A 25,024-nucleotide genomic window follows, 5' to 3' on the forward strand; every position below is an offset into this window, starting at 1 on the left:
CGCCCCCAGGCTGTCCCGGGCGCGCACAACGGTGTGCGCTCCCGGGACTTTTTCAGATCCCGTCTGGATGCGCGAACGCGGCCGTCACCGGCGGGAACATCGCGCGGGCATCGTCACCGGCGAACCAGAGGCCGACGATGAAGGCCGCCGTCGCCTCCAGATAGCGGGCCCGGCGCAGGCCCCCGGCGCGAAACGGCCGCACCCCCAGATCCGCCGCGAGTCGCGCGACCAGATCCACGGCGTCGCCGTCGTCCCCGCACAGCGGGACCGACAGTGGCCGTCCGTCGAATTCGCGCGGCTGCCCGCTCGCCCACACCTCGGCGGCACAGAGGTTGAACGCCTTCACCACCTTCGCCCCGGGCCGGGCCGCCGAGATCCGTTCCGCTACGGCCGGTTCCGACAGGACGAAGCCGCCCTCGTCCGGTTGGAAGGCATTGGTGCAGTCGATCACCGTGCGACCGGCCAGCGCTCCCGTCTCGGCCAGCACCGCGTCCAGTGCGGCCACGGGGACGGCCAGCAGCACCGCCTCGCCGAATTCGGCCGCGGCGCGGATACTTCCGGCGCGTGCGCCGTGCCCGATCCGCGCCGCCAGCTCCGCCGCCCGCTCCGGGGACCGCGTGCCGACCCGGATTTCGTGTCCCGCCGCGGCCCAGCCGCCGCCGAGCGCCCATGCCATCGCGCCCGCGCCCACAATTCCGATTCGCATATCCAACTCCCTGTCGACGATGTCGGTTGAGAAGGTAGGAATTCGAATAGGCACTTCCGGGTGCGCAACGCCGCTGACAGGCTGAAACGGTGACGAGCGCGCACCCGCGGGTGACCTTCCCGCCCTATGGAGACTATGTCGCCGACTGCCCGGCCCGGATCGGGACCGATCTGTTCGGCAACTCCTGGCTTCCGGTCATCGTGTACGCCCTGCGCGACCGGCCCATGCGCCCGGGCGAGCTGCGCGCGAGCATCGGGGGTATCAGCCAGAAGATGCTCACCACGACACTGCGCCGCATGCAGGCCATGCGGTTGGTCGAGCGGCGTCGCTACGCCGAGGCGCCGCCCCGGGTGGAATACGAATTGACCGCGGCGGGAAAAGATCTGCTGGAACCCCTCTACGCCCTCGGCGCCTGGGTGGATCGGCACGGGGAAACCGTCCTCGCGGGGCTGGCCGAATCCGAGGACGAATGAAGCAGCGGCGACGAATGAGGCGCATATCACAGTTACCGGCGACCGCGGCCGATGCCGTCGGGCGTGGGCACAATGGATGACAGTTCACGTCGGCTTCGCATGTTCGTGAGATGAGCGGCGCTGCAAGGAAAAGTGGCCGCGAGATGGTAGTTCGGGTCGGGAAGGTCCCGGGCGGAAACGCCGCGGCCGGGCCCGAACTCCGCGTAAACGCTCGGCTAACAACCGCGTAAGGGCCCGTGACCTGCGCGAAACTTCGCGAACCCGGACTTGGCGCGCGCGTCCGCGACCGTACGATTCAATTGTGAGCGTTCCCCAGGCCGTGCTGCTGGCTATTCTCGCGGCCGTCGTAGGCCTGGCCGTCGGTGGCCTGCTCATCCCTTATGTGAATGCCCGGCGCGCGCAGGGGCGCGAGATCGATTCCGGCCTGACCATGTCGCAGGTGCTCGATCTCATCGTGCTCGCCTCGGAAAGCGGCATCGCGGTCGTGGACGAATACCGCGACGTGGTGCTGGTGAATCCGCGCGCCGAGGAACTCGGCCTGGTCCGCGATCGGCTGCTCGACGAGCGCGCGTGGGCCGCGGTGGAGAAGGTCATCACCTCTGGGGAAAGCGCCGATTTCGATCTGACCGCCAAACACCCCGCGCCCGGTCGCGGGCGAATCGCGGTGCGCGGTGTGGCCCGTCCGCTGTCGCGCGAGGAGTCCAGCTTCATCGTGCTGTTCGCCGACGACGATTCCGAACAGGCGCGGATGGAGGCGACCCGGCGCGATTTCGTGGCCAATGTCAGCCACGAACTCAAGACGCCGGTCGGTGCGATGAGCCTGCTGGCCGAGGCCCTGCTGGAATCGGCCGACGATCCGGATTCGGTGCGGCATTTCGGTGAGCGGCTGCTGGCCGAGACCCGGCGCATGGGCAAGATAGTGACCGAGTTGATCGCGCTGTCGCGGTTGCAGGGTGCGGAGAAACTGCCGCAATTGGAGGCCGTCGACGTCGATACGGTCGTCAATGCCGCCATCGAGCGTTCTCGCACCGCGGCCGAGGCCGCCGGAATCACCGTCAGCACCGATCGCAACAGCGGGCTGGAAATGCTCGGCGACGAGCCGCTGCTGGTGACCGCGCTGTCGAATCTGGTCGAGAACGCGATCAACTATTCCCCCAAGGGTTCGCACGTATCCGTGAGCCGCTCGCTGCGCGGCGGATATGTGAACATCGCGGTCACCGACCGCGGAATCGGTATCGCCAAGGAGGATCAGGAGCGGGTGTTCGAGCGCTTCTTCCGCGCCGACAAGGCCCGTTCTCGAGCCACCGGCGGTACCGGGCTCGGGCTGGCTATCGTCAAACACGTGGCCGCCAACCACAACGGTGAAATCACCCTGTGGAGCAAACTGGGGACCGGCTCGACGTTCACGTTGCGCATCCCCGCGGTCGAAACCGACGACCAGAATTCCGCCGATCCGGCGGAGAAGAAGAGTCCCACCGCCATCCAGGTGGGCAAGAAGGAAAGTGGCCCGCGCCCCGCAGGGCGGGCCAGACCCAACGGTGTGGAGGCAACCCGATGACGAGTGTGCTGATCGTCGAGGACGAGGAGTCGCTGGCCGATCCGCTCGCATTCCTGCTGCGCAAGGAGGGGTTCGAGGTCACGGTAGTCGGCGACGGCCCGTCCGCGCTGGCCGAATTCGACCGCTCGGGCGCCGACATCGTGCTGCTCGACCTCATGCTGCCCGGTATGAGCGGAACCGATGTGTGCAAGCAGCTGCGGACCCGCAGCAGCGTGCCGGTGATCATGGTGACCGCTCGCGACAGCGAGATCGACAAGGTGGTCGGGTTGGAGCTCGGCGCCGACGACTACGTGACCAAGCCGTATTCGTCGCGCGAGCTGATCGCGCGCATCCGCGCGGTGCTGCGCCGCGGCGCGGGTGAGGACATCGACGGCTCGAACGAGAGCGGCGTGCTGGAGGCGGGGCCGGTGCGCATGGATGTCGACCGGCACACCGTGCAGGTCAACGGCAAGCCGGTCACCCTGCCGCTCAAGGAGTTCGACCTGCTGGAGTACCTGCTGCGCAACTCCGGCCGCGTGCTGACTCGCGGGCAGCTGATCGATCGGGTCTGGGGCGCGGACTACGTCGGCGACACCAAGACCCTCGATGTCCACGTGAAGCGGTTACGGTCCAAGATCGAGGCGGATCCGGCCAAGCCGGAGCATCTGGTGACCGTGCGCGGGCTGGGCTACAAGCTCGAGGCCTGAGGACGTCACCGCGAATGCCCCTCGGAAGCCGAGGGGCATTCGCGGTGAATCGCTTGTCAGACGATGTGTACCCAGGCGGTGCCGATCTGCGGCAGCTCCTGCTTCTGCAGCCGGAACCAGCCGAAATCGTCGCGCTGCCAGCAGTCGTCCAGCGGTGCGCCCTCGGGCACGTCGTGGCAGGCGATCGGCCGTGAGGTGCCGTACGGGCTCACGATGACCTCTTTGCCGTTCTCCTTGGCCTGCAGGGCGGCCGGATCGGTGTAGACGACGAAGAGCTCGGTGCGCAGCGTGTAGTTGGCGGGATCGGTGTTGGGATCGGCCTGCGCGGCGGGAGCGACCGCCAGCGCGGCGCCCGCGGCCAGTGCGGCGATGGCCAGGAATTTCCTCATCATGACCCAGATGAGTACCACGGCGAAGTGAATCTTTCATGGCGAGACAGTGGCTATTCCGCCTCTCCGCGTTTTGGCCGTACGAGTTGGGTGCCGCGTAATTCGGCCACAGACAAATGCGTGATTTTCCAAAAGTTACCGGCGCGCTCTGTGTTCCGCCTCGGCGGTGGCCGGATGGACCGCGACGATGCCGAGACCCTCGCGGCGTTTGCAGTGCCGGGCCAGCTCGTCGTAGGCCGGTTGGCCGATCAGCTCGACGAGTTCGGGGGCATAGGACTGCCAGACCGGGCGGGTGCCGACGTGGGCGTCGGGGGAGCCGCTGCAGTACCAGTGCAGGTCCTCGCCGCCGGGACCCCAGCCGCGGCGGTCGTATTCGGTGATGACCGTGCGCAGGATCTCCACGCCGTCCGGCCGCTCCACCCAGTCCTGGGTGCGGCGGATCGGCAGCTGCCAGCAGACCTCGGGTTTCACCGTGAGCGGCTCGAGGCCCCGGCGCAGGGCCATGGAATGCAGGGCGCAGCCGATGCCACCGGCGAAGCCGGGGCGGTTGAGGAAGATGCAGGCGCCCTCGTAGCGGCGGGTGCGGATGGCGGGCTCGTCGTCGAGCTCATCCTCCTCGAGGTAGAGCTTCTTGCGGACCTTGCCGGATGCGTCGCGGGCCTCGTCCATCAGCTGCCAATCCTCGGGTGTGAGCAGCTTCACAGCCTTCTGCAGCTTCTTGCGATCGTCGTCGTCGCAGAGGAACGCGCCGTGCGAACAGCAACCGTCGTCGGGGCGGCCTTCGATGATGCCCTGACAGGCCGGAGTGCCGAAGACGCACGTCCAGCGCGACAGCAGCCACGTCAGGTCGGCGGCGATCGTGTGCTCTTCATTAGCCGGATCGACGAATTCGATCCATTCCCGCGGGAAGTCGAGATCGACCTCGGGGCTGGGATCGATCTTCGCCGCTGGTCGCAGCCCGGTCGGACCGCTCGCGGATGCTCCTACCGTCACATCGCCAGACGCTAACAGCAACGCGAGATCAAAGGCAGTCTCGGGGCGTCGTGGCATGTTCGCTTCGCGGGACGTGACCCGAAGGTTGTGCCGAACCCAGTACCGTGTCTATGTGCGGCTCGGTGTGCTCGATGTGGGAAGCAATACCGTCCACCTGCTCGTGGTGGACGCGCATCGGGGTGGCCACCCGATGCCGATGAGTTCGACCAAGGCGACCCTGCGCCTGGCGGAGAATATGGACGACGATGGCTGCATCACCCCCGAGGGCGCCCACCGACTGATCAAGACCGTCGCCGAATTCGCGAGTATCGCAAAGACTTCCGGCTGTGTGCAGCTGATGCCGTTCGCCACCTCCGCGGTGCGCGAGGCGGGCAATTCCGATGAGGTGCTGGCCCGGGTGCGCCGCGAAACCGGGGTGGAACTGCGGGTGCTGTCGGGGGCCGACGAGGCGCGGCTGACCTTTCTCGCCGTCCGGCGCTGGTTCGGCTGGAGCGCCGGGCGCATCCTGAACCTGGACATCGGCGGCGGCTCGCTGGAGATGAGCAACGGCTGCGACGAGGCCCCGGACGTGGCCCTGTCGCTGCCGCTCGGCGCGGGACGGCTCACCCGGGACTGGCTGAGCGAGGATCCGCCGGGTAAGCGTCGGGTCGGGGTGCTGCGCGACTGGCTCGACGCCGAACTGGTGATTCCCGCCAAACAGCTGCTCGAACCCGGCCGCCCCGATCTGGCCGTCGGGACATCCAAGACATTCCGAACCCTGGCCCGTCTCACCGGCGCCGCCCCCTCGGCCGCGGGCCCCCGTGCCCGGCGTATCCTCACCAGTTCCGGTCTGCGCCAGCTGATCGCGTTCATATCTCGAATGACCGCCGCGGACCGGGCAGAATTGGAGGGCGTGAGTTCCGATCGGTCGCAGCAGTTGGTGGCCGGGGCCCTGGTCGCGGAGGCGAGTATGCGGGCGTTATCGCTGGATACTCTGGAAATTTGCCCGTGGGCGCTGCGGGAGGGACTGATCCTGCGCAAACTGGATACCGACCTCGAGAGCGAACCCGGTGCCGCCAACGGCCTTCGTCCCAGGGGCGTACCGGGCCCGACTGAAACGGTGTCGCGATGAGTGACGAATCGACCCAGCTGTCGGTCGCCGAACTACTGGCCCGCAACGGGCAGGGCGTTCCGACCACCGGCGGTGGCCGGCGTCGGCGCAGCGGCCGCGGCATCGCGGTGACCGACCTGACCGGCGATCTCCCGCCCGCGCCCGAGGGTTCGTCGGCGCATGCGGCGCCCGAGCCCGAGGACCCGGCGCCGCCGGTGCCGCCCTTCCCGCTGTCGACCAATGTGGAGCCCGCGCATTCGCCGCTGTCGGGGCCCATCTCCTTCTACGATCCGCTCGGGCAGAACGGGGCGTCGGCCCCGGCTACGCCGAGCTACGATCCCCCGGCCTATGAGCCGCCCGCGTTCGAGGCGCGCTCGTATTCGCCCCCCGCGCTTCCCGATCCCGCGCCGCGCGCGGATTCCACCGAGCTCGGCTGGCCGCCCTCGCCCGCGGCGCAGGCGCCCACCGGCGGCCGCCGGGCGCGCCGGGAGCGGCTCGAGGCGCTGGCGGCGCAGGCCGGCGATCAGGTGTCGGTAGCCGATCTGGCCGGTGCGACGCCGGGTTCGGACACCGGGCGCGCGGGCCGACGTCGGCGGCGCGATTCGGACGAGGAGACGACCGAGGTGCGGCCGTATCGCGGGCCGCTGCCGCAGAACGACAATGCCGGGCCGCCGACCGCCGCCTGGGCGCCCGCGCGGGCGCCCGAGGTGAGCCCGCGCGCCCCGCTGCCGCCGGAACCGGCTCCCCGCGCGCCGTTTTCACCCGAGCCGCCCGCGCGCAGGGAGCGCGGATTCGACCGGGGCGAGCGCGGCTTCGAGCGTCCCGATCGGGGCGCGGACCGGGCCGACCGGGGCGTGGACCGGGCCGAGCGGGGCGACGCGCCGCCGCAGAACGGTCGTCGCAATGGGGCGGACGGACCGCCGCCGCCCGGGCTGCCCGCCTGGTCGGCGCGAAGACAGAAGCCGCCCGAACCGGCGAATTCGGATCGGCCCGCGCGCAACGGCCGTCCCGCGCCGGAAGATTCGGCGGGCGCGGCGACCGCGGTCTGGTCGCTGGCCAATCGCGATCAGCAGCTGCTCGCGGGGCCCACGGTTGCCGGCGATCTGCTGCGCGATGCCAACGAGCGCGGTGATCGGCGCGGCGGACCGGGACCGCGGCCGGGTGAGCGCGGTTCGCGGCGCGGTGGCGCCGATCTGCTCGAGGAAACCGAACATCGCACCGAGCTGCTGCGTCCCCTCGCTCCCGAGCGGGAGAAGGCCGAGGGCGACGAGGCGGAGCAGCCCGCGCCGCGGCGGTCCGGTCGCAGTGTTCCGTCCCGCCGGTCGCGCGCGGCCCGCAAGGCCGAGGAGGACGCCAACCGCAAGCAGTGGATGATCCTCGGCGGTCAGGCGGCCGGTGCCGCCGTCGCGGGGATGTTGCTGTTCAAGGGGTTCGAGAAGATGTGGGATCTGCTGCCGTTCGTCGCGCTGATGTTGGCGATGGTGGTGATCCTCGGCCTGGTGGCCCTGGTGCGGGTGCTGCGCCGCACCGATGACATCTTCAGCACTGTGATTGCCGTCGTCGTGGGCATCTTCGTGACGCTCGGACCGCTAGCCTTCTTACTCAGCACCAACTGAGTCAGGGAGCAGCCGTGGGGAACAGGCAGGCGGGGAGCGCCATCCGGGTGGGTTTGTCGACGGCCTCGGTCTATCCCGAGAACGCCGAAGCGGCGTTTCGCTATGCGGCCGAACTCGGCTACGACGGCGTGGAATTGATGGTCTGGGCCGAGCCCGCCAGTCAGAACCTCGCCACCGTGCAGAACTACGCGCGCCGATATTCGGTGCCGGTGCTCGCGGTGCACGCGCCGTGTCTGCTGATCTCCCAACGGGTCTGGGGCGCCGATCCGATTCGCAAACTCGAGCGCAGCGTGCATACCGCCGAGGCGCTGGGCGCGACGACCGTGGTGGTGCATCCGCCGTTCCGCTGGCAACGCCGCTATGCCGAGGGCTTCGCGGCGCAGGTGGCCCAACTGGAGGACAACAGCCCGGTCGCGGTGGCGGTTGAGAACATGTTCCCGATGCGCGCCGACAGCTTCTTCGGCCGCCGCATCGGCTCGGCCCGGCGCCTGGAACGCCGTGGTGGCCCGGGCCCTTCGCTCACCGCCTTCAGCCCGTCCTACGACCCCACCGACACCGGCTTCCGGCACTACACCCTCGACCTGTCGCACACCGCGACCGCGGGCATGGACGCGCTGGCCCTGGCCGCCCGCATGGGCCCCGCCCTGACCCACCTGCACCTGGCCGACGGTCGCGGCGCCGCCCACGACGAACACCTCATCCCCGGCGAGGGCACCCAACCCTGCGCCGAACTCTGCGAATCCCTGGCCCGCAACGGTTTCCAGGGCCACGCGGTAATAGAAATCAACACCCAGAACGCCCGCACCACCCTCGACCGAGCCGCCATGCTCCACCGCGCCCTGACCTTCGCCCGCACCCACCTCAACAACCTCCGCCCCACCCGCTCCCCAGAACCCACCGGCGCCCACCGAATGTGACCACCCGGCGAAAGCACGCCAGGCCGCCCTTTCCCGCCGCCCCAGGCCGAGCCCCTTACCTCCCGCCGCCACGGCCAAGCCTGTCGTGTCCATGCCGTCCGGCGGAGCGTCCGTGTTCTCCGCGCCCCGACCGAGCCCGCTCGTTCCGATGCCTCGAGCTGAGCCCGCCTCTTGTTCCCGCTGTCGTGGGCTGAGCCCATCTCGGTTTCCCCAGCGCCCCGGGGTGAGCCCACCTCCTGTTCCCCGCCGCCCCGGCCCCAGGCCGGGGCGGCGGGGACTTCGTCACACGACCAGGAGGTTCGCGTGGCCTCGGGGGACACTTATACGGTGTAGAGCAAGTCGGGGACGTGGAAGGAGCGGTGCGTGACGGAACTGGCGATCGACGAGGGGCGGGCCGAGGGGGAGGTCGGGGATGCGCCATTCAGGCGGGTGTGTGCGCTGAGCGAGTTGCTGTCCGATGGGCCCGAGGTCGGTCGTTATCGCGGAGTCATCGATCCGATCTGGACGATCGGGAAGAAGGTCCACGGCGGGACGATGGTGGGCAGTAGCGCGGCGGCGGCGACGCGATGGTTGCGCACCACCCATCCCGAGGCGGCGGAGATGTTCGTGATCTCGGCCGGTTCCGATTTCCTGGGGGCGCCGGATCCGGGCGAGGTCGAATACGAGGTCCGGATCCGCAAGACCGGCCGGCAGATCTGCCTGGTCGACGTGGGGCTGGTTCAGGGCGGTCGCACGCTGGTGCACACCGCGTTCACCTTCGGCCACCTCGACGACGCCGCCCCGGCCTACGCCCCGGACAGCTACACCGATATGCCCGCCGAGCCGGGCGAGGACGCCCTGGCCTACACGCCGGATTCGCCGATGGGCCGCCTCGTGCACGTGGCACAGGGCGCGTCGGTCGCCATCGATCCGACCTGGGCCCCGTTCCTGACGGGCGAACAGGGCGAACCCCGATTGCGGCTGTGGATCCGGCCGCGCCCGGGCGACGAGCAGGATCCGGATGTGGCCGCCTGGTTCGCCATGATGGCCGGGGATATGAGCCCGCCGGTGCCGATGAACCTCGGCCGTTTCGGCTGGGCGCCGACCGTGCAGCTGACGACCTACCTGCGCCGCCGTCCCGCCCCGGGCTGGCTGCGCGTCATCGCGACCACGCATGCGATCGGCGAGCGGATGTTCGACGAGGATCAGCTCGTCCTCGATTCCACCGGCGCGGTGGTCGCCCAGTCCCGCCAGCTCGCGCTGATTCCGCTGCCGCGCTGACCGGCCGCGCCGAGAGCCCTTTACGGTTCCGGTCGGCACGCGGATAGCCTTAACCGCCATGACGAGAATTGCGGTGATCGGTGGCGGACGGATCGGCGAGGCGTTGATCGCCGGACTGCTCGAATCCGGACGGGCCGCCAAGGATCTGGTCGTCGTCGAGACCATGCCCGCGCGCGCCGAATTCCTGGCCGACCGGTTCGGCATCCGGGTCACCGATTCGGTCGCCGAGGCCGCGAACGGGACCGACCTGCTGGTGGTCGCGGTGAAGCCGCAGGACGTCGACGGCGTCATGTCCGAACTCGGCAAGATCGAGGTCGACAACGATCGCGACCAGGTGCTGATGACGCTGGCCGCCGGGGTGCCCACCGGCCGGTTCGAGGCCAAACTGCCCGCCGGGTTCCCGGTCGTGCGCGTCATGCCGAATACGCCGATGCTGGTCGGCCAGGGTATGAGCGCGATCGCCCCGGGCCGCTACGCCAAGAAGGATCAGCTGGAGCTGGTCACCGAGGTGCTGGAGTCGGTCGGCAAGGTCGTCACGGTCAGCGAATCGCAGATGGACGCGGTCACGGCGGTGTCGGGTTCGGGCCCGGCCTATTTCTTCCTGATCGTCGAGGCCATGGTCGAGGCCTCGGTCGGACTGGGCCTGAGCCGGGATGTGGCGACCCAACTGGTCGTGCAGACCATGCTCGGCTCGGCGGCGCTGCTCGAGGAGTCCGCGCAGGAGCCGTCGGAGCTGCGCGCGGCGGTCACCTCCCCAGCCGGGACCACGGCCGCGGCGGTGCGCGAACTCGAGCGGGCGGGCGTCCGCTCGGCCTTCATCGAGGCGCTGCACGCCGCCCGGCGACGCTCCGCCGAACAGGGCGCGCCGGAATGAACGCAGTCTGACCGGGAGGTTCCGGCACGGCGAATCCTATTTCTCCCACCCGTCGCAGTAATCCCACTGGTCCCGCTAAGCTGCAAGGAGCACGTGCGTGTCTGTTCCGCCGGTGGGGAAGCCGGCGGCGCGGACGTGCCGGAGGTCAGTGGCGCAATGATGTCTGGAAACAGCTCTGCGAGTTCGGGGCCCGTATTCGGCGGAGGAACCCAGTTCCTCACCGTCGCCGAGGTGGCGAATCTGATGCGGGTTTCCAAGATGACGGTATATAGGTTGGTACATTCGGGCGAATTGCCCGCCGTCCGAGTGGGCCGTTCGTTCCGCGTGCACGCCAAGGCCGTGCACGACTACCTGCAAACGTCGTACTTCGACGCCGGGTAGCCCCAGGACCGGCCGGGCCCGAGCGCCCGGCCGGTCCCCCCACCGTTTCCCCGCCGGTATCTCAGCGCCCGCGGGGACTTCGTCGTCGCCTCGCTCGCTTCGCTCGTGGGGAATGAGGCGACGGGTCGCTCGTGGGGAATGAGGCGACGGGTCGCTCGTGGGGAATGAAGCGACGGGTCGCTCGTGGGGAATGAGGTGGCGGGGGGGAATCCCCGTTTCATTCGCCGAGGGTTGGCCCGGTACGATGAACCACCGTTGTGTTGCCTGCCGGTGGCGTGGGCCGCACCGGCGGCGGACACTGGCGACGACTTGCTGGGGTCTGGTGGACGGTCTTCGGGGCGTCCGCGGTGACGCAGACCGCCGAACACGACGGGCGTACGTAACCGGCGTGCGCGCCGAGGTAGAGAGAGAACGCGAGGAACAACCCTATGGGTTCTGTGATCAAGAAGCGCCGTAAGCGCATGTCGAAGAAGAAGCACCGCAAGCTGCTTCGCCGCACCCGCGTGCAGCGTCGCAAACTCGGCAAGTAAGCGCGAGGTTTGCCGAAGGCCCGCCACCGAATCGGTGGCGGGCCTTCGGCTTTGAAACCCGACTGCTTTAAATGCTTTTCGTAACCGGTGACGGAAGTCATCGTTAGAAGCTGGTTAAAGGCATCGAACCCCCTGATGTCAGGGGCTAACCTGGAAACCGGGAATAGGCAACTCGGGGGCTTGGTAGGTGGGATCCGGCGTGGGCGCAGGCATGCGGGACGGGCATACGCCCAAGGTCGTGCTGGTGACCGGCGCGAGCCGCTTCTTCGGCGGCGACGCGGCGGCCCGGCTGGCGGCCGATCCGGAGATCGAGCGCGTCCTCGCCGTCGACGCCCGAATGCCGAGCCGGGAGCTGCTGCGCCGCATGGGCCGCGCCGAATTCGTTCGCGCCGACATTCGAAATCCGTTGATCCGCAGGGTGATCGACGAAAACGAGGTCGACACCGTGCTGCATCCGGCGGTGCTGTCGCGGCCCCCGTCCAGCGGCGGGCGCGCGGCCATGAAGGACTTCAACGTGCTCGGCGCCATGCAGTTGTTCGCGGCCTGTCAGAAGGCGCCGAGTGTGCGGCGGGTGGTGGTGCGTTCCTCCTCGGCGGTGTACGGCTGCAGCGCAAAGGATCCCGCCAAGTTCACCGAGGAGATGAGCGCCCGCACGCCGCCGCGCGGGGGATTTGCTCGCGACATGATCGAGATGGAGGGCTTCGTCCGCGGCCTGGCCCGGCGCCGCCCGGATATCGCCGCCGCCATTCTGCGCTATCCGCCGATCGTCGGCCCCCGACTGGCCAGCCGCGGCGTGCAGTACTTCCGCTCACCGGTCACCCCGACCATCCTCGGCCGCGAGCCGCGCCTGCAACTGCTGCACGAGGAGGACGCGATCGCGGCCCTGGTGCATGCGACGATCGGCGCCCCCGGCGGCACCTTCAACGTCGCCGGCGACGGCGCGCTGACCCTGTCGCAGGCGATCCGCCGCGCCGGGCGCATCGCACTTCCGGTGCCGTACGCGGCATTTCGTACCGTGGGCCGGTCCCTGATGGGCCCGGTGATGCGGGAGTTCACGATCGAACAGATCGACTATTTCCATTTCGGCTGCGGTCTGGACACCACCCGGATGCGCACCGAGCTGGGGTTCGGCCCGCGCTGGACCACAGTGCAGGCATTCGACGATTTCGTCGGGGGCGCAGCGTTGCGGCCCGTCATCGATCCACGGTGGATCGACGCTGCAGAGACGAGACTTCTCGGCCTGGTCCGGGCCGGAGCGGGAGCAACCAATGAGTGACGTGGCCAAGGTTATTCAACTGCACGACGTCGACTTCGAGGCGCGGCATCGACCGCCCGCGCGGCGCTGGCCCGCCGAGTCCGCGCCCAGCCCGGTGACGTCGCTGACCGACCGGCTGGCCGAGGCCGCCGCCGAGCAGCCGCGGTCGCTGGGAGGTCTGTTGCGCGGCAAGGTCGCCGACGGGATTCGTGGCACCGCCGACTTCGCCCGCCGCCGCCTCACCGGCGACTATCAGGTCGACGAGTTCGGCCTCGACGAGCATCTGCTGGAGACGGTCATCCTGCCCGCACTGCGCCCGCTGTCGGAGCTGTGGTTCCGGGTGCAGGTCAACGGAATCGACAACATTCCCGAATCCGGAGGCGCGCTGATCGTCGCCAATCACGCCGGTGTGGTGCCGCTGGACGGGCTGATGCTGCAACTGGCCGTGCACGATCGGCACGCCAAGCACCGCGCGCTGCGGCTGCTGGCGGCCGATCTGGTCTTCGAAATGCCGGTGCTGGGCGGCTTGGCGCGCAAGGCGGGACATACGCTCGCCTGCCCCGCCGATGCCGAGCGGCTGCTGCGCACCGGCGAGCTGGCCGGAGTATTTCCGGAGGGCTTCAAGGGAATCGGCAAACCCTACGGCGAGCGGTACAAGCTACAGCGGTTCGGACGCGGCGGATTCGTCTCGGCCGCGGTGAAGACCGGGGTGCCGATCATTCCGGTCTCGATCGTCGGTTCCGAGGAGATCTATCCCAAACTCGGTGATCTGAAGCCGCTGGCGCGACTGCTCGGCCTGCCGTATTTCCCCGTGACTCCGCTGTTTCCGCATCTGGGTGTGCTCGGCGCGCTGCCGCTGCCCTCGAAGTGGTACATCGAATTCGGCACGCCCATTTCCACAGGCGCGTTCGAACCCGAGGCCGCCGACGATCCGATGACGATGTTCGAGATCACCGATCAGGTGCGCGAGACGATTCAGCAGACGCTGTACAAGCTGCTGGCCAAGCGGCGCAATCCCTTTACGGGCTAGCTCTTTTCGTCACGCTTACGGGTGAGCACCGCGGCCGCCGCGCCACCGGCCGCGCCGAGGGCCAGGGCCGTCGGCACACCGATCTTGGCGGCCTTGCGGCCGGTGCGAAAATCACGGATCTCCCAGCCGCGGTTCTTGGCAACCTCGCGCAGATCCGAATCCGGATTGATCGCCACGGCCGTGCCGACCAGCGACAGCATCGGCACATCGTTGTGACTGTCGGAATAGGCGGTGCAGCGCTTGAGATTCAGGCCCTCGCGAATGGCCAGCGTGCGCACGGCATGCGCCTTGCCCAGCCCATGCAGGATGTCGCCGACCAACCGCCCGGTGAACACCCCGTCCACGCTCTCGGCGACCGTGCCCAGTGCGCCGGTGAGCCCCAACCGCTTCGCGATCACCTGCGCGAGCTCGACCGGGGTGGCCGTGACGAGCCAGACCTGCTGTCCGGCATCCAGATGCATCTGGGCCAGCGCCCGGGTGCCCGGCCAGATCTTGTCTGCGATGATCTCGTCGTAGATCTCCTCGCCGAGCGCGGCCAGTTCGGCGGTGGAGCGCCCGGCGATGAACGACAGCGCCTTCTCCTTGCCGCTGGCCATATCGCCCTTGCTCTCCTTGCCGGTGACCCGGAATTTCACCTGCTTCCAGGCGATGTCGACCAGATCGGTGGTCTTGAAGTACTTGCGCGCGGCCAGCCCGCGGGCGAAGTGCACGATCGATGCGCCCTGCACCATGGTGTTGTCGACATCGAAGAACGCGGCCGCGGTGAGATCGCGCGGCGCCTCCGAATCCGGATGGCGCGCACCGGTTTCGGCCAGCTCGGCGTCGTGCAGTGCGAGTGCGGCGTCGGCGCTGGCCTCACCGGCGAGGTTGGCCCGCACCTCCTCCTCGCTGGGCCCGAACGGGCTGCGGGCGATGCGCGTGAGTTGATCGGACAGCCCCTGGCCCCAGCGTGCCGGGAATTCGCCGAACCTCCCCGCGATGAACCCCGTCCTCGCTTCTTTCGATCGATCCGGCACCAGTACCTCCGCTGTCCGCGCGAACACACCCACACTAGCCCAGGGGGGTGACCGTTTAATTGATGCATGAGCGACTCGACGCATTCGGTGACCTTGTTGACCCGGGCCGGTTGTGGCCTGTGCACCACCGCACTCGAACAACTGCGCGTGATTTGTGCGGATTACGGGATCGAGCCGGGCACGGTCGATGTGGACGCCGCGGCCGCGACCGACCCCGGACTGCGTGCGGAATTCGGTGATCGGCTGCCGGTCGTGCTGCTCGACGGGCGCGAACACAGCTATTTCGATGTCGACGAGCCCAGGTTGCGGGCCGATTTGTCGCGTTGACCGGCCCGGCGGCCCGGCTCCGGCGCGTTGTGTGGAATATCACCGGTGATTGCGGGTTGAATGTGTCGCACTGGTGCAAACCTCGCATCCCCCGAGTGACTGAATTCACCGACTTTGTGCAGGGCTTCACAAGCGGTTACGGTGGTGACACGCGACCCGCCTGCTTCGGGCAGCGGAAGCACCCCGAACCCGTGAACCGATACCGGCGCCTGCCCCGGCGACGGCGGTCGACAAGCGAAACCGGATATCCATTCCCGGCCGGACGAGGAGCCGAACGACGTGACAGAGCAGCATGAGACGCCAGGCGGCGTCTCCGGCAGGGCTCTGCGTCCGACCCAGCAGAAGGACATTCCGCAGGCCACCGTCGCGCGGTTGGCAACCTATCTGCGGGTCCTCGCGGTACTCGCCGACGAGGGTGTAGTCATCGTATCGAGTGAGGAACTGGCTGTCGCGGCGGGTGTCGGTTCGGCCAAGCTGCGCAAGGATCTTTCGTTCCTCGGACCCAACGGCGTGCGCGGGGTCGGATACGACGTCGCCAAGCTGCGCGCCCGCATCGAGGATGTGCTCGGGCTGTCCGATGGGCACCGGGTGATCCTGGTCGGCGCCGGAAATCTGGGCCGGGCCCTGGTCGGCTATGGCGGATTCGCCCGTCGCGGGTTCACCATGGTCGGCGTGTTCGACCGCGATCCGCAGGTGATCGGCGATCAGGTCAGCGGGCTGGTGATCCGCGACGTCGCCGAGCTGACCGACGCGGTCACCGAGTTGCAGCCGACCATCGCGGTCATCACCGTCCCCGACGACGCCGCCCAGGCCGTCTGCGACGATCTGGTCGCCGCCGGGGTGCGGTCCATTCTGAGCTTCTCTCCGGTCGTTCTGGACGCCCCGCCCGCGGTGGAGGTGCGGCGCGTGGATCTGGCCGTCGAAATGCAGATGCTGTCGTTCGAGCGCGCCCGGATCGCGGGGGCCGAGGCGCAGGAAGCGCACAGCGTGGCGGCCGGTGAAACCGTGCACGCCGTCTCCACCCCGATCGGCCGACGGCTGGCGAACCGTTCGGCTTCCGCACACGTGGGAATTTCGGCAACGGAGCCAACCAGCAAGGGATCGGTGGTCGCACCATGAGTGTGCTTCTAGTCGGTATTTCGCATCGCAGCGCGCCGGTTGCGGTGTTGGAGAAGGTCGCGGTCACCGAGGACGATCGGCCGAAGCTGACCGACCGAATGCTCGAATCGCAGCACATCTCCGAGGCGATGATCGTCTCCACCTGCAACCGGGTCGAGATCTACGCCGTGGTCGACGCCTTCCACGGTGGTCTGGCCGATGTCGGCGAGCTGCTGGCCCGCCACTCCGGGCTGCCGCTGCCGGATCTGACCCGGCACGCCTACGTCCGCTACAGCGAGGCGGCCGCCGAGCATCTGTTCGCGGTCGCCTCCGGACTGGATTCCATGGTCGTCGGCGAGCAGCAGGTGCTCGGGCAGATCCGCGCCGCCTACGCCGCCGCCGACGCCCAGCAGGCCGCGGGCCGCACGCTGCACGAGCTGGCGCAGCACGCGCTGCGCGTGGGCAAGCGGGTGCACAGCGAGACCGGCATCGATCGCGCCGGTGCGTCGGTGGTCTCCGTCGCGCTGGATCGGGCGCGTGCCGTGCTCGGCCATCGCGCCGCCGACTCGGACGGATCCGAGCTGGTCGGTCGCACCGCCGTCGTCGTCGGCGCGGGCGCCATGGGCGGTTTGGCGGTCGCGCATCTCGCCCGCGCGGGAGTCGAGCGGATCACCATCGTGAACCGCAGCCTGGAGCGCGCGCGGCGGCTGGCGCGGACCGCGATCGACATGCACGGCGTGCATGCCGCCGCCACCGACCTTTCCGGCCTGGTCGCCGCCATGGCCGATGCCGACATCGTGATCACCAGCACCGGTGCGGTCGGGGCCGTGGTGTCGCTGGCCGATGCGCACCGCGCCCTCAACGCCTCGCGCGCGGGCCATCAGATGGTGGTCTGCGATCTGGGCCTGCCGCGCGACGTGGATCCCGCGGTCGCCGGGCTGCCCGATGTGACCGTCATCGACATGGAGACCCTGCAGCGCGATCCCTCGGCCGTCGCGGCCGCCGCCGACACCTCCGCGGCGCGCGCGATCGTCGCCGAGGAGCTCACCAAATTCCTTGCGGGCCAACGGATGGCAGAGGTCACCCCGACCGTGGCCGCACTGCGGCAGCGCGCCGCCGACGTGGTCGAGGCCGAGTTGATGCGGCTGGAATCCAAGCTGCCCGGGCTGGGCGATCCCGAGCGCGAGGAGGTCGCGCGCACCGTCCGCCGCGTGGTCGACAAGCTGCTGCACGCGCCGACGGTGCGGGTCAAGCAGCTGGCCTCCACGCCCGGCGGCGGCAGCTACGCCGAGGCGCTGCGCGAGCTGTTCGAGCTGAAACCCGGTGCGGCACAGGCAGTTGCGGCGCCGATGGAGATCGCCGCGCTGGGCGGCGAGCTGGCCGACGATTTCACCCCCGGCCATCAGCACCACTTCACCGATGAGCAGGGGCAGCACGCATGACGGAGGCGATCGTGCAGGAGACGACCGAACGGGGCAGCGTGACCGCGCCGTGGCGGATCGGCACCCGCGGCAGCCTGTTGGCGCTGACCCAGGCGGGCACCGTCCGCGATGCGCTCATCGCGGCGGGACAGCAGGCCGAACTGGTGATCGTGAAAACCGCCGGTGATCAGTCCTCGGATCCGGTGCAGAAGATCGGGGTGGGCGTGTTCACCACCGCGCTGCGCGACGAATTGGCCGCGGGCACGATCGATATCGCGGTGCACTCCTACAAGGATCTGCCCACCGCCCCGGATCCGCGCTTCACCATCGCCGCCGTCCCGCCCCGCGAGGATGCCCGCGACGCCGTGGTCGCCCGCGACGGGCTGGTGCTCGGTGAGCTGCCGCCCGGCGCCCGGATCGGCACCTCGGCGCCGCGGCGGGTGGCGCAGCTGCGCGCGCTCGGGCTCGGCCTCGACATCGTGCCGTTGCGCGGCAATCTCGATACCAGACTTCGTAAGGTCGCCGAGGGTGAACTCGACGCCGTGGTGGTCGCGCGGGCCGGGCTGTCCCGCATCGACCGCCTCGACGCGGTCACCGAGGCCCTGGAACCGGTGCAGATGCTGCCCGCACCGGCGCAGGGCGCGCTCGCGGTGGAATGCCGCCGCGAGGACGGCGATCTCGTGACCATCCTTTCCGCCCTGGACGATTCCGGAACCCGTGCCGCGGTGCTCGCCGAACGGTCGTTGCTAGCCGAACTGGAGGCCGGTTGCACCGCGCCCGTCGGCGCGCTGGCCGAGGTGGTCGAGTCGCTGGACGACGACGGCCGGGTGGTCGAGGAACTGTCGCTGCGCGGGTGCGCGGCGGCGATCGATGGCTCGGATGTCATCCGGGCCTCGGCGGTCGGCTCGCTCGCGAATGCCGAGCAGCTGGGCCGCGCATTGGCGCGTGAGCTCCTGGAGCTGGGGGCACGCGACTTGCTGAGCGAAGACTTCATCAATCCCAGCCCAATGGAGAACGAATAATGAGCCGAGCCACTAAGAAGCACCCTGGTCGGATCCTGTTCGTCGGATCAGGACCCGGTGACCCGGCACTGCTTACCGTGCGGGCCCGCGAGGTGCTCGGGCGGGCGACGCTGGCGTTCACCGATCCGGATGTGGACAAGGGCGTGCTCGCCCTGGTCGGCACCGCGGTCGAACCGGGACCCGACGGAGAGCGCCCCGTCGACGTGCGCCCGGCGCTCGGCGAGCCCGCGGAGGTGGCCAAGACCCTGATCGCCGAGGCCCGCGCGGGCCACGATGTCGTGCGACTGGTCTCCGGCGATCCGCTGACCACCGATTCGGTGATCGCGGAGGTCAACGCGGTCACCCGGTCGCATATGACCTTCGAGGTGCTGCCCGGGCTGCCGTCCGGCACCACCGTCCCGGCCTATGCCGGAATCGCCCTGGGCTCCAAGCACACCGAGGTGGATGTGCGCGGCGAGGTGGACTGGGCGTCGGTCGCGGCCGCGCCGGGTCCGCTGGTGCTGCACGCGACCTCGGGCCATCTCGCCGAGACCGCCAGTGCGCTGGTCGAACACGGGCTGGCGCCGCAGACTCCGGTCGCGGTGACCGTGCGCGGCACCACCCGGCAGCAGCGCACCATCGAGGCCACCCTGGCCACGCTGAACTCCGCCGCCTCCGAACTGGTCGGCCCGCTGGTGGTCACGGTCGGCAAGGAGGTCGAGAAGCGGTCGAAGATGTCGTGGTGGGAGTCGCGGGCGCTGTACGGCTGGACCGTGCTCGTGCCGCGCACCAAGGAGCAGGCCGGTGAGATGAGCGAGAAGCTCGTCACGCACGGCGCCATTCCGATGGAGGTGCCGACCATCGCCGTCGAGCCGCCGCGCAGCCCCGCGCAGATGGAGCGCGCGGTGAAGGGCCTGGTCGACGGCCGGTACCAGTGGGTGGTCTTCACCTCCACCAATGCCGTGCGCGCGGTGTGGGAGAAGTTCGGCGAATTCGGCCTGGACGCCCGGGCCTTCTCCGGTGTGAAGATCGCCTGCGTGGGTGAGGCCACCGCCGACAAGGTGCGCTCGTTCGGCATCAACCCCGAACTGGTGCCCAGCGGCGAGCAGTCCTCGGAGGGTTTACTGGCCGACTTCCCGCCCTACGACGACGTTTTCGACCCGGTCAACCGGGTGCTGCTGCCGCGGGCGGATATCGCCACCGAAACCCTGGCCGAGGGTCTGCGCGACCGCGGCTGGGAGATCGACGACGTCACCGCCTACCGCACCGTGCGCGCCTCGCCGCCCCCGGCCGAGACCCGCGAGATGATCAAGACCGGCGGCTTCGACGCGGTCCTGTTCACCTCGTCCTCGACGGTCCGGAACCTGGTCGGCATCGCCGGAAAGCCGCACGCCCGCACCATCGTTGCCTGCATCGGCCCGAAGACCGCGGAGACGGCCATCGAATTCGGCCTGCGCGTGGACGTGCAGCCCGAGGTCGCCCAGGTCGGCCCGCTGGTCGATGCCCTGGCCGAGCACGCGGCCCATCTGCGCGCCGAGGGCCTGCTGCCCCCGCCACGCAAGAAGAGCCGCCGCAGGGTTTGATTGCTGGGTTCGACGGCCTCCGCTTCGCTCCGGCGGGTTCGCTCAGCGGGCTTGCTTCGTTGTGGTTGCGTAAGAGAGCCGGCTGCCGGGTGTAACCCGCTGGACGCCCCCGGAAGTGGGGGCGTGGGAAGTTCCGTCATCCCGTGGTGACCGCGGCCGGTTAGGGTTCGCACCGTTGTTTCCCTTTGGAAGGATGGTGCTCGCGTGAGCCGTTTGTTGTCGAAGTCCGTTGCCGTCGTGAGCATTTCGCTCGCCATAGGCGTGGCCGCCGGTGGCCAGGCGCTGGCCGGTGTGGCGCTCGAGCCGGTGCCGCCGACGGCCGAGACATCGACAGCGAGCGATGTCGACTGGCCCCGGGTCTCGGCCGGAAGCTCCGCGATCTGCCTGCTCGAGGTACTCACCGGCAGCACCGGAGTGGTGTGCCCATTCTGACGGTCTATTACGGATCGTGACCTACCGCCGGGCGCGCATCAGGTCGCGCACCAGGCGGCAGGTCTTGTCGGAGGGTGGGCGGATGCCGACCAAGTCGGCCGTGCGGCGGATCTTTTCGTTGTCGGCCAGGCTGGCGCGATAGATGCCGGAGTCGAGCAGGGCGATGGCCAGGCGCATGGCCTTGAGCCTGCGGTTGTGGGTGACGTACCACGAACGCGGGCGGCCGGGCGGCAGCCGCCGCTTCTCCAGTGGAGCGTAGGGCCGATCGATGATCGTCGATGCGGTGGCCACGAGATCCTCCCCTCGGATCGGAACCGAAGTTCCTCGAACACATCTTCGATTCTACCGAGGGGCACCGACAAGTTCGGGACCCGAAAATGGGTCGATCCGAAGGGGTTACATGTCGTGCACGACGTCGAGCGCGCGCGGATGCCCCAGGGTCGCGGCCCGTTCCAGCCAGCGTTGCGATTCCGCCCGCGCCGCCGCGGTGGTCGGCTCGGCATCCAGGAACAGCGCCAGGTGGAACATGGATTCGGCGTCCTCGGCAGCGGCGCCCAGCCGCAGCCAGTGCTCGGCCTCCGCGACGCGATCGAGGTCCAGATAGGCCGCGCCCAGCACCGCGAAGGCATCGGTGCGTCCCCGGCGCGTCGCCTCGACGAGAAGTTCGGTGGCCCGGTCGATCTCGCCGCGGCGCGCGAGCCGGAGGCCGAGATTGCGCATACCTGTGGGATTTCCGGCCCGCGCGGCACGCTCGTACCACCGCTCGGCCTCGACGTCGTCGCCGCGCCGATCGGCCACCGCACCCATATTGCACATGGCCTCCGGCAGCCCCGCCTCCGCCGCCCGGCGCAGCCACGGCTCGGCGGCGTCGAGCTCGCCGCGCTCCAGATGGATTGCGCCGAGCTGATATTCGGCCGTGGTGAGGCCGGCGTACGCGGCCCGCTCGAGCCACTCCAGCGCCTCGGCGATGCGACCGTCGGCCCACGCCGATTCGCCGAGCCGCCCCAGCGCCGCGACGCTGCCCAGCTCGGCCGCGCGCCGCAGCCACCGCTCGGCCTCGGCCCGCTCGCCCGCCTCGGCCAACCGCTGCGCGAGCAGCTCGATCGCCGCCGGATCCCCGCGCTCGGCCGCGGCCCGCAGCGCGCGCACCGCCGGATCGCCGGATATGCGGTCCTCGTCTCGCTCGGACATGCCTACTCCCCGGGTCGCCCTTGTCTGGAGTATGCCCCGCGATCGTCCGCACCGTGACCGAGGCGCTTGCGACACGCCCGCGAGCGGGGCGTATCGTGCGGTTCATGACCGGAATGGACCGCCCGCGGCGGTTGCGTCGTACCCCCGCTCTGCGTCGCCTTGTCGCCGAAACGACGCTGGAACCAAGGCAATTGGTGCTGCCGATGTTCGTCGCCGACGGACTGACCGAGCCCCGCGAGATCGGCTCGATGCCCGGTGTGTACCAGCATTCGATGGATTCGCTGCGCAAGGCCGCGGTCGAGGCGGTGGCCGCGGGCGTCGGCGGCGTCATGCTGTTCGGCGTGCCCCGCCCCGAGGACAAGGACCCGGTCGGCAGCAAGGCGAGCGAGCCGGACGGCATTCTCAACCGCGGCCTGCGGGCGTTGGCCGACGAGGTGGGCGACGCCACGGTCGTCATGGCCGACACCTGCCTGGACGAATTCACCGATCACGGCCACTGTGGCGTGCTGGCCGCCGACGGTTCGGTCGACAACGACGCCACCCTCGACCGCTATGTCGAGATGGCCATCGCCCAGGCCGAGGCGGGTGCGGATCTGCTCGGCACCAGCGGCATGATGGACGGCCAGGTCGGCGCGATCCGCGCCGGACTCGATGCCGCGGGCCACCTCGATGCGGGCATCCTCGCCTATGCCGCCAAATACGCCTCGGCGTTCTACGGCCCGTTCCGCGAGGCGGTGGCCTCCTCGCTGCAGGGCGATCGCCGCACCTACCAGCAGGATCCGGCCAACCGCCGGGAGGCGATTCGGGAACTGGATCTGGATCTGGCCGAGGGCGCCGATATCGTCATGGTGAAACCGGCCATGTCGTATCTGGACATCCTGCGCGAGGTCGCCGATCGGTCGCCGGTGCCGGTGGCGGCCTATCAGATCTCCGGCGAGTACTCGATGATCACCGCCGCCGCGCAGCGCGGCTGGATCGATCGGCGCGGCGCCATTCTGGAATCGCTCATGGGGATCCGCCGGGCGGGTGCGGATATCGTGCTCACCTACTGGGCGACCGAGGCCGCACACTGGCTGTCGTGAATCCGTGGACTCCGCCGGGACCGCCCGGCCCGGTCGCGGTGCCGACCGATGTCCGCACCGCGACCCAATTGTGGTGGGGTGTGATCGGTTTCGGGGTGCTGCGGCTGATCCTCAGCGCCATCGGCCAATTCAACGATCGGCACGAACTGGCCCGCAAGCTCTACGAGCAGGTGCACGCCCAGCAACCCCAGGCGACCCTGGCCGAGGTCGAACTCATGGTCGTCCTGCTGGAGGTGGTGGTCTTGGTGCTCGGCCTGGGCATCGCGGCGGGGGCGGTCGCGGTGGTCTTTCAGATGCGTCGCGGAAAGCGGTGGGCGCGTGCGGTGCTCGATGTGGCCGCCGCGGTGCTGCTGCTCGGCGGGCTCGGTGCGCTGTTCGGCCTGGACGCGGCCGGTACGGTGGCGATGCTGACCGGCGCGGCCGCGATCGTGCAGGCGGTTCTCGCGGGCGGAGCCCTATTCCTGTGCCACCGAGGTGAATCGGAAACCTACTTCCGGATGAATACTCGGTGAGACACCGGGCGAATTTGTCGCGACTGCGGCAGGATGTATCGTGAGGGTTGTCACAGCGGACTTGGGAACACGGAGACGTGGTTCGCGCGTTGATCTTCGGATCGCGTTGCGCGGCCCGCTCCGGAGGAGCGGAGGCATTGATGCGAGTGGTGATTCAGCAATCACAGAGCCTTCGACGCGATGTGCTGGTGTTGAGTCTGCTCATTCTGTTCGGTCTGCTCACCCTCGCGGGTCTGTTGATTCCGAGTATCGTCGGCTGAATTCGGCGCGCGTATGACCGACGCCGCGCCCCCTGTTCGTTTCGCCGAGCCCGGCGCCCGCTGGCGCACGATCGCCTACGGCCCGCTGCTCTGTCTGGCCATCCTCATTCTCGAGCTCGTGCTGCGCGGCGAGGTGCACTGGTTCGGACTGACCTTCTGCGCCGTATTGCTGGCCGGATTCGTCTGGCTGCAGGTGGTCGCCGGTCGCCGCCACGTCGGGGTGGAACTCACCGACACCACCCTGCGCCAGGGCACCGAGGTGCTCGCCCTGCGCGATATCGCCCGCGTGCTGCCCGAACCGGACGAGGACGCCGGGGAGGACGAGTCCTGGCAGTCGGCCCGCGCGCTGGGCGAGCTGACCGGCGTCCCGCGGCGACGCAAGGGCATCGGCCTGCGGTTGCGCGACGGCGGCACGGTGCAGGCCTGGGCTCGTGACCACGTCCGGCTGCGCGAGGAGCTGACCGCGGCCGTGCGGCGGCTGCGCGCGGATGACGAGGAGGTGCGCTGATGCGACGGCTGTGGATCGTCGTCGACCTGGCCCTGATCGTGCTGTGCGTCGGCGCGGCGGTGCCGAGCTGGCGCAACGGCATTCGAACCACCACGTTCGCGGCCTCCGAGGAGCTGCCCGCCTTCGAGGCCACCCGCTACGCCGGGCCGTGGCTGGCACTGGCCGCCCTGCTGGTGGCGGTGGCGGGAGTGGCCGTGGTCGACCTGGTGGCCCGCTGTGCGGGCCGGTCCCGCTGAGCGCTCAGCTCCAGCGCTGATAGACGTCGAGCAGGCGGGCGCCGTGGCTGCCCGGCGCGTTCAGGTAGACCGTCACCGTGCCGTCCGGACGTTCGGCCGCCTCCATGATCACCTGCCGCAGCGAGGCGTGGATGCCGCCGTTCTCGTCGCGGTGCAGCTGGGTGTCGGGGCGCAGGCCAGCGCCCATCCGGCTCGGCGGCACGATCATGCCGACCAGGGCGGGCAGCGGCCCGCCCGCGAGGGCGGCGGTCTCGTCGTGGGAGAGGGTGATGCCAATGCGGCTCTCGTCGGGCTGGGCGATCGGGGTGGCGGCCGCGGCGGTACCGGCCGTGCCGATCGCGGCGGCGGCCATCGCGGTGAACAGGGTGGCTCCGAACAGGATGGTGCGCATGAATTCCCTCCCGGCCGTCGACGTGTGGATGGACCGAGCGTACGCATCAGCAATCGATCAGCGATCGATATAGCGGGAAAAGCGGTTCCGGCGTGTTGTGGTTGTATTCGGCCGCTGCGGTTTTCGCCGCGGTCGCCGGGCAACCGGGACGGATGTGTGGTGGCTCACCGCACTACACCCTGTCGTCGACCGCCGCCGGGCGGGCTGA

The 25,024-nt window shown here is 69.5% G+C and carries 29 protein-coding genes; 22 read left to right on the plus strand and 7 right to left on the minus strand.

Annotated elements, in window-relative coordinates:
• Positions 1–52 precede the first annotated feature (52 nt).
• Positions 53–706 (minus strand): NADPH-dependent F420 reductase, encoded by a 654-nt coding sequence (locus NDR87_RS25795; protein ID WP_251912774.1) that lies wholly within the window; start codon positions 704–706, stop codon positions 53–55.
• 89 nt (positions 707–795) lie between these two features.
• Here NDR87_RS25795 and NDR87_RS25800 point away from each other — a divergent pair, with 89 nt between their 5' ends.
• From NDR87_RS25800 to NDR87_RS25810, 3 genes are all read left to right on the plus strand, one after another.
• Positions 796–1,179 carry a helix-turn-helix domain-containing protein gene (locus NDR87_RS25800; RefSeq protein ID WP_251912775.1) on the plus strand — a complete coding sequence of 128 codons (384 nt, stop codon included), beginning with the start codon at positions 796–798 and terminating at the stop codon, positions 1,177–1,179.
• Positions 1,180–1,480: 301 nt separating this feature from the next.
• On the plus strand, positions 1,481–2,737 hold the full coding sequence (locus NDR87_RS25805) for an ATP-binding protein (RefSeq protein WP_251912776.1): 1,257 nt from the start codon (positions 1,481–1,483) through the stop codon (positions 2,735–2,737).
• A complete protein-coding gene (locus tag NDR87_RS25810) occupies positions 2,734–3,423 on the plus strand; it encodes a response regulator transcription factor (RefSeq protein WP_251912777.1) in 690 nt (229 codons plus the stop codon). The genes NDR87_RS25805 and NDR87_RS25810 overlap by 4 nt, the downstream gene beginning before the upstream one ends.
• A 56-nt stretch (positions 3,424–3,479) precedes the next feature.
• Here NDR87_RS25810 and NDR87_RS25815 read toward each other — a convergent pair whose 3' ends face one another.
• Together NDR87_RS25815 and NDR87_RS25820 are read right to left on the minus strand one after the other, a co-directional pair.
• Entirely contained in the window at positions 3,480–3,815 is a 336-nt protein-coding gene (locus NDR87_RS25815; protein WP_251912778.1) for a hypothetical protein, read from the minus strand.
• 132 nt (positions 3,816–3,947) lie between these two features.
• The gene (locus NDR87_RS25820; RefSeq protein ID WP_251912779.1) at positions 3,948–4,805 is read right to left on the minus strand and encodes a hypothetical protein; all 858 of its coding nucleotides are present in this window, start codon (positions 4,803–4,805) and stop codon (positions 3,948–3,950) included.
• Between the two features lie 112 nt (positions 4,806–4,917).
• Between NDR87_RS25820 and NDR87_RS25825 the strand changes: the two genes are divergently transcribed.
• From NDR87_RS25825 to NDR87_RS25865, 9 genes are all read left to right on the plus strand, one after another.
• Positions 4,918–5,916: a Ppx/GppA phosphatase family protein gene (locus NDR87_RS25825; RefSeq protein WP_251912780.1), complete on the plus strand. Its 999-nt coding sequence runs from the start codon at positions 4,918–4,920 to the stop codon at positions 5,914–5,916.
• Positions 5,913–7,511 carry a hypothetical protein gene (locus NDR87_RS25830; RefSeq protein ID WP_251912781.1) on the plus strand — a complete coding sequence of 533 codons (1,599 nt, stop codon included), beginning with the start codon at positions 5,913–5,915 and terminating at the stop codon, positions 7,509–7,511. Before NDR87_RS25825 ends, NDR87_RS25830 begins: the two co-directional genes overlap by 4 nt.
• Positions 7,512–7,558: 47 nt before the next feature.
• Entirely contained in the window at positions 7,559–8,428 is an 870-nt protein-coding gene (locus NDR87_RS25835; protein ID WP_308212147.1) for a sugar phosphate isomerase/epimerase, read from the plus strand.
• A gap of 429 nt (positions 8,429–8,857) precedes the next feature.
• Positions 8,858–9,688 carry a thioesterase family protein gene (locus tag NDR87_RS25840; RefSeq protein WP_251913230.1) on the plus strand — a complete coding sequence of 277 codons (831 nt, stop codon included), beginning with the start codon at positions 8,858–8,860 and terminating at the stop codon, positions 9,686–9,688.
• A gap of 58 nt (positions 9,689–9,746) precedes the next feature.
• Entirely contained in the window at positions 9,747–10,562 is an 816-nt protein-coding gene (gene proC, locus NDR87_RS25845; protein WP_251912783.1) for a pyrroline-5-carboxylate reductase, read from the plus strand.
• Positions 10,563–10,718: 156 nt separating this feature from the next.
• The gene (locus NDR87_RS25850; RefSeq protein WP_251913232.1) at positions 10,719–10,943 is read left to right on the plus strand and encodes a helix-turn-helix domain-containing protein; all 225 of its coding nucleotides are present in this window, start codon (positions 10,719–10,721) and stop codon (positions 10,941–10,943) included.
• Between the two features lie 428 nt (positions 10,944–11,371).
• Complete coding sequence (locus NDR87_RS25855) at positions 11,372–11,473, plus strand: 30S ribosomal protein bS22 (protein WP_003402602.1); 102 nt, start codon at positions 11,372–11,374, stop codon at positions 11,471–11,473.
• A 211-nt stretch (positions 11,474–11,684) separates the two neighbouring features.
• Positions 11,685–12,749: an NAD-dependent epimerase/dehydratase family protein gene (locus NDR87_RS25860; protein WP_251913234.1), complete on the plus strand. Its 1,065-nt coding sequence runs from the start codon at positions 11,685–11,687 to the stop codon at positions 12,747–12,749.
• Positions 12,742–13,758: a lysophospholipid acyltransferase family protein gene (locus NDR87_RS25865; RefSeq protein WP_251912784.1), complete on the plus strand. Its 1,017-nt coding sequence runs from the start codon at positions 12,742–12,744 to the stop codon at positions 13,756–13,758. The genes NDR87_RS25860 and NDR87_RS25865 overlap by 8 nt, the downstream gene beginning before the upstream one ends.
• Here the strand turns inward: NDR87_RS25865 and NDR87_RS25870 are convergent.
• Complete coding sequence (locus NDR87_RS25870; RefSeq protein ID WP_372494168.1) at positions 13,755–14,774, minus strand: HAD family hydrolase; 1,020 nt, start codon at positions 14,772–14,774, stop codon at positions 13,755–13,757. The two genes, NDR87_RS25865 and NDR87_RS25870, sit on opposite strands and share 4 nt — an antisense overlap.
• Before the next feature lie 66 nt (positions 14,775–14,840).
• Here NDR87_RS25870 and NDR87_RS25875 point away from each other — a divergent pair, with 66 nt between their 5' ends.
• From NDR87_RS25875 to NDR87_RS25900, 6 genes are all read left to right on the plus strand, one after another.
• Positions 14,841–15,101, plus strand: coding sequence for a glutaredoxin family protein (locus NDR87_RS25875; protein WP_251912785.1), 261 nt, complete (start codon positions 14,841–14,843; stop codon positions 15,099–15,101).
• 279 nt (positions 15,102–15,380) lie between these two features.
• A complete protein-coding gene (locus tag NDR87_RS25880) occupies positions 15,381–16,220 on the plus strand; it encodes a redox-sensing transcriptional repressor Rex (RefSeq protein ID WP_251912786.1) in 840 nt (279 codons plus the stop codon).
• Positions 16,217–17,641, plus strand: a complete 1,425-nt coding sequence (locus tag NDR87_RS25885) for a glutamyl-tRNA reductase (protein ID WP_251912787.1) — start codon at positions 16,217–16,219, stop codon at positions 17,639–17,641. The genes NDR87_RS25880 and NDR87_RS25885 overlap by 4 nt, the downstream gene beginning before the upstream one ends.
• Positions 17,638–18,642, plus strand: coding sequence for a hydroxymethylbilane synthase (hemC, locus tag NDR87_RS25890; RefSeq protein WP_251912788.1), 1,005 nt, complete (start codon positions 17,638–17,640; stop codon positions 18,640–18,642). The genes NDR87_RS25885 and hemC overlap by 4 nt, the downstream gene beginning before the upstream one ends.
• A complete protein-coding gene (locus NDR87_RS25895) occupies positions 18,642–20,204 on the plus strand; it encodes a bifunctional uroporphyrinogen-III C-methyltransferase/uroporphyrinogen-III synthase (RefSeq protein ID WP_251912789.1) in 1,563 nt (520 codons plus the stop codon). The genes hemC and NDR87_RS25895 overlap by 1 nt, the downstream gene beginning before the upstream one ends.
• A 204-nt stretch (positions 20,205–20,408) precedes the next feature.
• Positions 20,409–20,636, plus strand: coding sequence for a hypothetical protein (locus tag NDR87_RS25900; RefSeq protein ID WP_251912790.1), 228 nt, complete (start codon positions 20,409–20,411; stop codon positions 20,634–20,636).
• A gap of 21 nt (positions 20,637–20,657) precedes the next feature.
• Here NDR87_RS25900 and NDR87_RS25905 read toward each other — a convergent pair whose 3' ends face one another.
• Complete coding sequence (locus NDR87_RS25905; RefSeq protein ID WP_251912791.1) at positions 20,658–20,927, minus strand: hypothetical protein; 270 nt, start codon at positions 20,925–20,927, stop codon at positions 20,658–20,660.
• 105 nt (positions 20,928–21,032) lie between these two features.
• Positions 21,033–21,827: a tetratricopeptide repeat protein gene (locus NDR87_RS25910; protein WP_251912792.1), complete on the minus strand. Its 795-nt coding sequence runs from the start codon at positions 21,825–21,827 to the stop codon at positions 21,033–21,035.
• 104 nt (positions 21,828–21,931) lie between these two features.
• Here NDR87_RS25910 and hemB point away from each other — a divergent pair, with 104 nt between their 5' ends.
• The 4 genes from hemB (at position 21,932) to NDR87_RS25930 (ending at position 24,425) form a co-directional block, all read left to right on the plus strand.
• Positions 21,932–22,909, plus strand: a complete 978-nt coding sequence (gene hemB / locus NDR87_RS25915) for a porphobilinogen synthase (protein ID WP_251912793.1) — start codon at positions 21,932–21,934, stop codon at positions 22,907–22,909.
• Positions 22,906–23,421, plus strand: coding sequence for a hypothetical protein (locus NDR87_RS25920; RefSeq protein ID WP_251912794.1), 516 nt, complete (start codon positions 22,906–22,908; stop codon positions 23,419–23,421). The genes hemB and NDR87_RS25920 overlap by 4 nt, the downstream gene beginning before the upstream one ends.
• A 273-nt stretch (positions 23,422–23,694) precedes the next feature.
• A complete protein-coding gene (locus NDR87_RS25925; protein WP_251912795.1) occupies positions 23,695–24,189 on the plus strand; it encodes a hypothetical protein in 495 nt (164 codons plus the stop codon).
• Entirely contained in the window at positions 24,189–24,425 is a 237-nt protein-coding gene (locus NDR87_RS25930) for a hypothetical protein (RefSeq protein WP_251912796.1), read from the plus strand. Before NDR87_RS25925 ends, NDR87_RS25930 begins: the two co-directional genes overlap by 1 nt.
• Positions 24,426–24,429: 4 nt before the next feature.
• Here NDR87_RS25930 and NDR87_RS25935 read toward each other — a convergent pair whose 3' ends face one another.
• Positions 24,430–24,816: a hypothetical protein gene (locus NDR87_RS25935; RefSeq protein ID WP_251912797.1), complete on the minus strand. Its 387-nt coding sequence runs from the start codon at positions 24,814–24,816 to the stop codon at positions 24,430–24,432.
• Positions 24,817–25,024 lie beyond the last annotated feature (208 nt).

The sequence above is a fragment of the Nocardia sp. CDC159 genome, assembly GCF_023740735.1.
Taxonomy (GTDB): domain Bacteria; phylum Actinomycetota; class Actinomycetes; order Mycobacteriales; family Mycobacteriaceae; genus Nocardia; species Nocardia pulmonis.

What these genes read in the sequence shown, in the direction of transcription:
- NDR87_RS25795 (WP_251912774.1), bottom strand. Translation starts at nt 706, where the DNA reads ATGCGAATCGGAATTGTGGGCGCGGGCGCGATGGCATGGGCGCTCGGC.
- NDR87_RS25810 (WP_251912777.1), top strand. Translation starts at nt 2,734, where the DNA reads ATGACGAGTGTGCTGATCGTCGAGGACGAGGAGTCGCTGGCCGATCCG.
- NDR87_RS25815 (WP_251912778.1), bottom strand. Translation starts at nt 3,815, where the DNA reads ATGATGAGGAAATTCCTGGCCATCGCCGCACTGGCCGCGGGCGCCGCG.
- NDR87_RS25830 (WP_251912781.1), top strand. Translation starts at nt 5,913, where the DNA reads ATGAGTGACGAATCGACCCAGCTGTCGGTCGCCGAACTACTGGCCCGC.
- proC (WP_251912783.1), top strand. Translation starts at nt 9,747, where the DNA reads ATGACGAGAATTGCGGTGATCGGTGGCGGACGGATCGGCGAGGCGTTG.
- NDR87_RS25850 (WP_251913232.1), top strand. Translation starts at nt 10,719, where the DNA reads ATGATGTCTGGAAACAGCTCTGCGAGTTCGGGGCCCGTATTCGGCGGA.
- NDR87_RS25855 (WP_003402602.1), top strand. Translation starts at nt 11,372, where the DNA reads ATGGGTTCTGTGATCAAGAAGCGCCGTAAGCGCATGTCGAAGAAGAAG.
- NDR87_RS25860 (WP_251913234.1), top strand. Translation starts at nt 11,685, where the DNA reads ATGCGGGACGGGCATACGCCCAAGGTCGTGCTGGTGACCGGCGCGAGC.
- NDR87_RS25865 (WP_251912784.1), top strand. Translation starts at nt 12,742, where the DNA reads ATGAGTGACGTGGCCAAGGTTATTCAACTGCACGACGTCGACTTCGAG.
- NDR87_RS25875 (WP_251912785.1), top strand. Translation starts at nt 14,841, where the DNA reads ATGAGCGACTCGACGCATTCGGTGACCTTGTTGACCCGGGCCGGTTGT.
- NDR87_RS25885 (WP_251912787.1), top strand. Translation starts at nt 16,217, where the DNA reads ATGAGTGTGCTTCTAGTCGGTATTTCGCATCGCAGCGCGCCGGTTGCG.
- hemC (WP_251912788.1), top strand. Translation starts at nt 17,638, where the DNA reads ATGACGGAGGCGATCGTGCAGGAGACGACCGAACGGGGCAGCGTGACC.
- NDR87_RS25895 (WP_251912789.1), top strand. Translation starts at nt 18,642, where the DNA reads ATGAGCCGAGCCACTAAGAAGCACCCTGGTCGGATCCTGTTCGTCGGA.
- NDR87_RS25910 (WP_251912792.1), bottom strand. Translation starts at nt 21,827, where the DNA reads ATGTCCGAGCGAGACGAGGACCGCATATCCGGCGATCCGGCGGTGCGC.
- hemB (WP_251912793.1), top strand. Translation starts at nt 21,932, where the DNA reads ATGACCGGAATGGACCGCCCGCGGCGGTTGCGTCGTACCCCCGCTCTG.
- NDR87_RS25925 (WP_251912795.1), top strand. Translation starts at nt 23,695, where the DNA reads ATGACCGACGCCGCGCCCCCTGTTCGTTTCGCCGAGCCCGGCGCCCGC.
- NDR87_RS25930 (WP_251912796.1), top strand. Translation starts at nt 24,189, where the DNA reads ATGCGACGGCTGTGGATCGTCGTCGACCTGGCCCTGATCGTGCTGTGC.
- NDR87_RS25935 (WP_251912797.1), bottom strand. Translation starts at nt 24,816, where the DNA reads ATGCGCACCATCCTGTTCGGAGCCACCCTGTTCACCGCGATGGCCGCC.